General features: G+C 52.7%; 6 protein-coding genes. 5 read left to right on the forward strand and 1 reads right to left on the reverse strand.

What is annotated here, in order from left to right:
- Window positions 1–128: 128 nt before the first annotated feature.
- The 4 genes from AC0QH1_RS17945 (at window position 129) to cysK (ending at window position 6,312) form a co-directional block, all read left to right on the forward strand.
- Complete coding sequence (locus tag AC0QH1_RS17945; RefSeq protein ID WP_324632622.1) at window positions 129–1,826, forward strand: HD domain-containing phosphohydrolase; 1,698 nt, start codon at window positions 129–131, stop codon at window positions 1,824–1,826.
- A gap of 834 nt (window positions 1,827–2,660) precedes the next feature.
- Window positions 2,661–4,376 (forward strand): iron uptake porin, encoded by a 1,716-nt coding sequence (locus AC0QH1_RS17950; RefSeq protein WP_324632623.1) that lies wholly within the window; start codon window positions 2,661–2,663, stop codon window positions 4,374–4,376.
- A 451-nt stretch (window positions 4,377–4,827) separates the two neighbouring features.
- Window positions 4,828–5,265: an RrF2 family transcriptional regulator gene (locus AC0QH1_RS17955; protein ID WP_324632628.1), complete on the forward strand. Its 438-nt coding sequence runs from the start codon at window positions 4,828–4,830 to the stop codon at window positions 5,263–5,265.
- Between the two features lie 78 nt (window positions 5,266–5,343).
- The gene (gene cysK / locus AC0QH1_RS17960) at window positions 5,344–6,312 is read left to right on the forward strand and encodes a cysteine synthase A (RefSeq protein WP_324632624.1); all 969 of its coding nucleotides are present in this window, start codon (window positions 5,344–5,346) and stop codon (window positions 6,310–6,312) included.
- Window positions 6,313–6,577: 265 nt separating this feature from the next.
- Here the strand turns inward: cysK and AC0QH1_RS17965 are convergent, their stop codons facing one another.
- A complete protein-coding gene (locus AC0QH1_RS17965; RefSeq protein WP_324632625.1) occupies window positions 6,578–7,678 on the reverse strand; it encodes a hypothetical protein in 1,101 nt (366 codons plus the stop codon).
- Between the two features lie 32 nt (window positions 7,679–7,710).
- Between AC0QH1_RS17965 and AC0QH1_RS17970 the strand changes: the two genes are divergently transcribed.
- On the forward strand, window positions 7,711–7,872 hold the full coding sequence (locus tag AC0QH1_RS17970) for a hypothetical protein (RefSeq protein WP_324632626.1): 162 nt from the start codon (window positions 7,711–7,713) through the stop codon (window positions 7,870–7,872).
- The last annotated feature ends 299 nt before the right edge of the window (window positions 7,873–8,171 follow it).

The raw sequence follows: 8,171 nt of genomic DNA on the forward strand, positions 1-8,171 counted from the left end.
GGGCGAATTCCTCCCCATACATAAATGACAGGGGTTTCCATTCGCCCCCCTTACCAACCCCTAATTTTCGATGAAAACAACGACTCGCCACGACAATTAATGCGTAGCATGAGTCGCTGAGTCAATTCATGTATAGCTGTGAAGAGCGATCGGATCGGACAGTGAAACATACCCCCATCAGGGTCTTGAATAATCCAGACCTAAATCAGGAATATGACACGAGAGCGGAATTAGTCGAGCAACTCCTAGATATTGGTGCGGCCCTTTCGAGCACCTACGATCTCGGGGAGTTGTTAACCTTGATTTTGACAAAAAGTCGAGAAATTACCTGTAGCGATGCGGGCAGCGTCTATCTGGTAGACCGCAGGGACGAGGTACCCAAATTGTTATTTAAGGTAGCGCAAAATGCCTCTCGCCCGAACGTGTCCTTCCGGGAATTTGCCATACCCTTGACCCGTCAAAGCTTGTCCGGTTATGTGGCGCTGACGGGGGAAAGCCTCAACATACCCGATGCCTACAATCTGCCGCCCAACGTCCCCTATCAGCTCGAACAGAGTTTTGACCGAGATATTTCATACTATACCCGCTCTGTCATGGTACTGCCCATGCAAAACCGAGAAGGGGAAACCATCGGGGTCGTACAGTTGATCAATCGGAAGATCGAACCAGAACTGACGGTATCCGCAGACAATGCTCTAGAAGTCACCCAGCCCTATTCAGAATGGGAAGAACGAGTGGTGCGAAGTTTGGCTTCACAAGCGGCGATCTCCATTGAAAGAAATCAGCTACAAGAAAGTATTGAAAACCTGTTTGAAGGGTTTGTGAAAGCGTCGGTGCAGGTGATTGAAGCGCGGGATCCTTGTACCTATGGTCACTCGGAACGAGTAGCAGAACTAACCGTTCGCCTTTCGCAAGAAGCGAAAAACGTGACCTCCGGATCCTTGCGAGAGATCCACTTCAGCGATCGCCAAATTCAAGAAATTCGATACGCCGCGTTGTTGCATGATTTTGGCAAAGTAGGGGTTCCAGAAGCAATTTTAATCAAACAAAAAAAGCTCTATCCGGGTCAGCTTGAGGTGATCCGACACCGCTTCGCCTTAGCCAAGCGCACCCTGGAAATGGAATGCGCTCAAAATAAGTACAGGTATTTAATCGAACATCCAGCTCATCGACATCAGGAAACAGAAACAAGCTGCCCCCACTGTCAGGCGCTACAAGAGCGGGACAAGCAGCTAGAAAAAAGTATCGAGCATTTGGATAAGCATTGGAATTTGTTATTGGAGGCAAACGAGCCAAGGATTTTAGCCGAAGAGCCGCTAGCGCGCTTGCGGGAATTGTCTCAATACACTTATAAGGATGTAGACGGTCAGCTAAAGCCCTTGATTACCCCAGAGGAAATGGCTCAGCTACTCGTCACCAAAGGCAACCTAACGCCAGAAGAGCGTTTGTCAATCGAATATCACGTCACTCATACTTACGAATTTCTGAAGCGGATCCCTTGGACGGGGGATCTCAAAGAGGTGCCCACCATTGCCTACGGGCATCACGAAAAGCTAGACGGAAGCGGATACCCCAGAGGGTTAAGCCAGGCGGAAATTCCGATTCAAGCTCAGATTATGACCATTGCCGATATTTATGACGCCCTTACCGCAGGCGATCGCCCCTACAAGCGCGGATTGCCCGTAGAAGCAGCGATCGCGATCCTGCGCCAAGAAGCGGGGCAAAACAAAATTAACTCAGAATTTCTGGATTTATTCGAACATCGGCAAGTGTTTTCGGTATTGGGGCATAGTTTAGAAAAAGAAGTGGAGTTAGAAACAGCTTAGAAAAAAAAGGGTGCTGCCTAGGGGAGGGAGGATTCAGGGGAAACGCCAGGGAATGGCCGAGTGCCAGAGGGAAGCCGCGATCGAGATTCCATTTTCCACGGATGCGATCGCTCAACTCCGTAAAAATAGGGCGGAGGGAACAAGAAACCCGGGCACCGAGTCATTCCCGGGCAGTACATCCAGTAGAATAGAATCGCGGGACAGTGTAGCTTGCCGAACCCAGGAGAAAACCAGGAGCCAGAGTCGCCTCTGTGTCCAATAAAACCATTCATCCTCTCAGAGTGGATGAGTTATTTCACAGCAGTGGCGATCGCCGAGGACACAATAGAGCAGAAACGATTTCGCAGAAGGTTGCAATCTAAGTAAATCTGTTAATCTATAACAGAAGCAATCGGCGAGGGAGTGAATGACTCTATAATGAGTCCCAAGATTGTCGAACGTGGCTCAACGGGCAACTTCCCCTAAAGTCCCCCGAGGGGAGACGAAGAGACGAAGAAGCGAGTCGCCCAGCCGACAAGCTGAGTGCATGAGCCTCCAGATTGGAGGGGTCAACGCTTCGGAAAAAACGCGATCGGCACATCATCGGAGTATTCCACTCGCGGCAAACTGAAACGGTAGCGTACTCGAACATGTAAATGGGGGACTGAAGAAGAGTCAGTGGCTTTCAATACCTGTCGGTTCAGTGGCGAAGTGGAGGCTACACCCGTTGCCTGGGAAAGAGCTGTATAATAGCTCTCAATTTCCTTCTTTGGGCTTTCATCTCCGCCGGGGAAAACCGGGCAGGAGAGATTGGTCAAATTGTTTAGATAAAAGGTGTGAGGACAAGAGGGAAAAATGACTAAAGTATTGTGGAATTCTCTGTTGGTCAGTCCAGCAGTTTTAGGGGCGGTTTTAGTGGGAACCGCTGCAGCTCATGCGGCTGCACCCCTACCGAGCCAAGAGGCAAATCCCGCGAATTCAGCGATCGCGGAGGAAGCGCCCTTTCCAGAACTCGCAGAGGCGATCGCGCAAGCACGTGACGTGACCCCCTCTGTGGCGCAAACAGACAACTCCAATGTCTTAGAAAAGCTGAACCAGTACAGCCAGGAAGGAACTGGCAGCAACGTTATCGCTCAACCCGTCACTTCAGTGTCTCAGTTGAGGGACGTTCAACCCACTGACTGGGCCTTCCAAGCACTTCAATCCCTGGTAGAACGTTACCGTTGTATTGCTGGATATCCCGATGGTACCTTTCGCGGCAACCGAGCGCTCACCCGCTACGAATTTGCCGCCGGTTTAAACGCTTGTTTGGAACGAATCAACGAACTGATTGCCGCCGCAATCGAGAACATCGATATCGGCGATTTAACCGCCCTGGAAAGATTAGTCGAAGAGTTCTCCGCCGAACTGGCGACCCTGCGCGGTCGCGTGGACGCCCTAGAAGTGCGCGTTGCCGAACTCGAAGCCAATCAATTCTCCACCACCACCAAACTGCGGGGCGAATCCATCTTCGCTCTCGCCCTTTCTGAAGGAGGCAATAGCCTCGGCGGCGATACCGACAGTGGCGTGCAATTTGGCACCCGGACTCGCCTGAATTTCGACACCAGCTTCACCGGGGAAGATCTGCTCAGAACTCGACTCCAAGTGAATAATCTCGATGCCTTCTCCGGTACCAACACTTTCACGCCAGAAGGGGATCTGTGGTTCGGGGTGGGTCCTTATGACAATGGAGATACCAGCGTCAACTTAGACACTTTACTCTATGCCAGACAAATTGGTGCCGCCGATGTGGTATTTATGGCCAACGCCGGTGCGGCAGATGACTTTGCCAGCACCATCAACCCCTTAGATGGAGATGGTGGAAGCGGTGCCCTGTCGCGTTTTGGCACCCGCGCCCCCATTTACAACCTGGTTCGGGGAGCCGGACTCGGCTTGTCATTCGATGCAGGTCCTGCGGAAGTCAGCCTCGGCTACTTGGCGGAAAATGCAGGCGAACCTACCGAGCGCAATGGTTTGTTCGATGGCCCCTACGGTGCCCTGGCGCAAGTGGTGTTCAAGCCAGTTGAAGGCTTACAACTGGGTCTGACCTACGTGAATGCCTACCGCACGGACATGCAGACCGGTAGCCAATTCGCCACCCCGGTGGAATCTGTGGATCCGCCGGATGGTTTAACCACCATCAGCAACGCTTACGGCGCTCAACTCGGCTACGTGACCGGGGCCTTCTCCCTCGGCGGTTGGGTGGGCTTCACCAATGCTCGCATCCTCGACGAAGGGCTGAAAGGCGATCTGTCCATCTGGAACTGGGCCGTTACCCTGGGCGTGCAAGCCGGACCTCCGGGAAGCCAAGCCGGCTTAATCGTTGGCATGGAACCGAGAGTGACTGAGGACGACTTCGGTGGGGCGTTGGAAGACCCCAGTACTTCCATCCACATTGAAGGGTTTTACGAGTATCAGCTCACCGAAAACATTGCCATTACCCCGGGCTTTATCTGGTTGACAGCTCCGGATCACAACGACCTCAACGATGATGTGGTGATCGGTACCCTCAGAACCACGTTCCGGTTCTAGAAACAAGTTCCCCTCTCTTGTGGGGGCACCCCTGCCTCATCTGCTGCGATCGCGAGAGGGGGACTCTGGTTTCAGGAGTTCGGCTAAAGTTCAACTGAATGTAAAATTAAATATCGCGTGAGTGATAGTAAGCCCTTCCCCGAGGGCTTTTTTTGTTGGCTCTCTTAACCCAGCAAACTCCAGAGGAAAACCGGGGTATAATAAAATGAATTAGGCGATCGCTAGATGTCGCGGTCGGGAATGCCTGGAAATAAACCGTTCCGTCAGGGCGGTTGCCCCAAATCTGTGGGGAAATGTTTTAATTTGCAATTGCCTTAATTCAATCGCGATCGCATGGAAAATGAGGGCCGGGGGGCTTCCTGCGATGGGACCTACTGAGGCGATCGCGGTCTTGAACTACTTTATTTCCCCCCTTTCTATAAAAAAAGCTTATAACGAAGAATTGAGAACTGTGGAACTTTCATGTAAAAGTGAATACGCTCTGCTCGCTCTGCTGGAGTTAGCAGACCAATATCAGACAGGCGAACCGCTGCAAATTCGGCAAATAGCGGCTCAGCAAAATATACCCGATCGCTATTTAGAGCAACTCTTGGCTTCCTTACGGCGCGGGGGACTGGTTCGCAGTCAACGCGGCGCAAAAGGGGGCTATCTTCTCGCTCGCGAACCCTGGAAAATTACCTTACTCGAAGTTGTAAGTTGCATTGAAGGCTTGGAGGGTGCCGCCTCGGAAGAGGATGCCACCTCCAAAACCGTAGAAAGTGCAGTAGTTCGAGAGATGTGGCAAGAAGCAGTCGCCGCATCTCATGCGGTATTGCAAAACTACAGCATCCAAGACCTTTGCGAACAGCGCAATGCCAAGCAGCAGCTCGATATCATGTACTACATTTAGGCCAGGTGGGTTTGCGCTCCAAGCTACCCCAATCGGCATTAACGTTGAACACTAGAGAACAAACAACCCACAAATCCTATGCGTATTGCTCATAACATCACCGAGTTAGTTGGTCGAACCCCGTTAGTTCAACTCAACCGCATTCCACAAGCGGAAGGCTGTGTGGCTCGAATTGTGGTCAAGCTCGAAAGCATGAACCCCGCCGCCTCGGTCAAAGACCGAATTGGCGTCAATATGATTAATGTGGCGGAAAGTCAAGGGCAGATTACCCCCGGTGAAACCGTGTTGGTGGAACCTACCTCCGGGAATACCGGGATTGCCCTAGCAATGGCTGCTGCTGCGAAGGGGTATCAATTAATTTTGACCATGCCAGATACCATGAGTACGGAACGCCGTTCCATGTTGCGCGCTTATGGAGCGCAGTTGGAATTGACGCCGGGATTTGAGGGCATGAGTGGAGCCATTCGTCGGGCACAGGAAATCGTGGACAGTACCCCAAACGCTTATATGTTGCAGCAGTTTCGCAATCCGGCGAATCCGCAGGTTCATCGAGAGACCACCGGAGAAGAGATTTGGGCAGATACCGATGGTGAAGTTGATTTTTTAATTGCCGGAATTGGTACTGGGGGGACTCTGACCGGGGTTGCCGAAGTGCTCAAGCAAAAGAAGCCTTCATTTAAAGCGATCGCCGTAGAACCGACCAACAGTCCGGTGTTATCCGGCGGAAAACCCGGCCCCCACAAAATTCAGGGTATCGGTGCCGGGTTTATTCCCGAAGTGCTTAACGTGGACTTCATCGATGAGGTGATTGCAGTCAGCGATGAGGAAGCGATCGCCTACGGTCGTCGCCTCGCGCGCGAAGAAGGACTCCTCTCCGGCATTTCCTCCGGTGCCGCCCTCTGTGCCGCCATTCGTGTCGCCCAGCGCCCAGAAAATGAAGGCCGTCTGATCGTGATGGTTCAACCCAGTTTTGGCGAGCGCTACCTCAGCACCCCCCTGTTCCAAGATCCAGAACTGAGCGCCTCCCCAGTTCTCGCCAATCGCTAATCTCTTGTTCCGAAAATTGCCACTCAAAAAATAGCCCGCGTCGGCGGGCAATGTTTCGGATCGACGCCCTACCCTTCTAGGGTGCGGGGCTTTTTTCAATATAGCTGTCATTCCTACCTTTATCCCTCAAAGGCTAAACGCCTACACCTTCAAAGGTGTAGGCGTTTAATCGTCGCTCGCGAATTAACTAGAGCGGTTCTGCGCGCCGCACGGATAAAACGAATCTCAATCTAGAGAAACCGTTCTACCCGTTACCTGACGTGGATTACGGCAGCACATCATCAATGAACCGATTTTCCTGAAGTAATAACAGTTCGTTCAAATCCCGGAACTGTTGGTCGAAACTGCGGAAGCGAATGCCCGTATCGTTGCGGTACACCAGGTATTCCACAAACAGGACGCTACCATAGCGACCAAACTGAGCTGATTCCACCGTAGAACGCAGCAACAGATCGCCGATCGCTCCTTCATAGCGCAACACGAAGTTGGCGACTTCAGCTTTGAGGAGGTTAAAGACCTCTACCGCGTCAGCATTGTTCGGCGCTCGCGAGACCAGAGCTGCAAAATTGATGCTGTTGTAACCATCCGCCAGGGGAATTCCCGCTCTGCCAAAGGCAGTATTGGCGGCATTCAAAATCCCGAGAGTGTTAGGTCTCGCCAGAGCCGCTTGCACCAGAGGCGAGTTCAGTAATTGCCCCACGGGCACCCCTAACTGGTTGGAAAGCCCTTGCAAGAAGTTAAAGACTTCTGGACTGACGCCCGGTGGTATCCCTGGAGTTGGCGGCGTCGGCGGCGTCGGCGGCGTCGGGGTTGGCGGCGTCGGAGTTGGCGGCGTCGGCGGCGTCGGGGTTGGCGGCGTCGGGGTTGGCGTCGGCGGCGTCGGAGTTGGCGTCGGCGGCGTCGGAGTTGGCGTCGGCGGCGTCGGGGTTGGCGTCGGCGGCGTCGGGGTTGGCGTCGGCGGCGTCGGAGTTGGCGTCGGCGGCGTCGGTGTCGGCGTCGGAGTTGGCGTCGGTGTCGGCGTCGGTGTCGGCGTCGGAGTTGGTGTTGGCGTCGGTGGTGGTGCCACTGGCGTACCAATCGGAACCGCCGGCGTGATTGGAATCACTGGAGGCGGTGGCAGCACTGGAGAGACTGGAGATTGAGCCTCAGCCGGCTCTGTTGCTGCAATAGTTACTACAGATGCGGCAGCAGCCACGCCTGCAAAGAATAGGCGCGTTCCTGATGCCTTCAGTTTTGAGAATCGCTGTTTTCCGTTCATATTTACCACATCCCGCGAACAATCTTTACCCCAAACCAGTGGGGAGAAAGCGGTGCGGGTATAGCCGCTTTCTGTTGATAGTTTGCCCGGTTGCTTCTGGAGTCCCATTCAACCTAGAGGCAAACAATTCTGAGAGTATTTTGCTCGAGACGTCTACCATCTTAACCCACCCAGAAGTTAGGGAATTGGGTCGCGCTTTAAATATTTCTATAGCTTTGGCGCGATGGCAGAGTGAATATGGCTTACTCTGTGGTAAAAATGACACATTTCGCATTTCTACCGATAAGCAGTTAGCAAGTTAAGTTGCACTGAGAAAGAAAGGCACAGACAGTGGAGTGCTGCGAGGGGGCAGCGTTAAATCATCAGGGTGAAAGAAAAGTAGATTCCGGAGAGCTTAGCTATAAATAGGCGATCGCTTTGGTTAATCTTGGCCATTGGATGAATATCGGCGATCGCAATTGGGTGGGATGCTCCTAGTTTATGTTTTAATATTTTTTAACGGCAAGAACTCGCCGTTGTTTTTCCAATCATCAGAAATTAGGGTTGGTAAGGGGGAGAACGGAAACCCTCGTCATTTATGCGTAGGGAGGAGTTCTCCCCC

The sequence above is a fragment of the Phormidium sp. CCY1219 genome, from assembly GCF_055795085.1.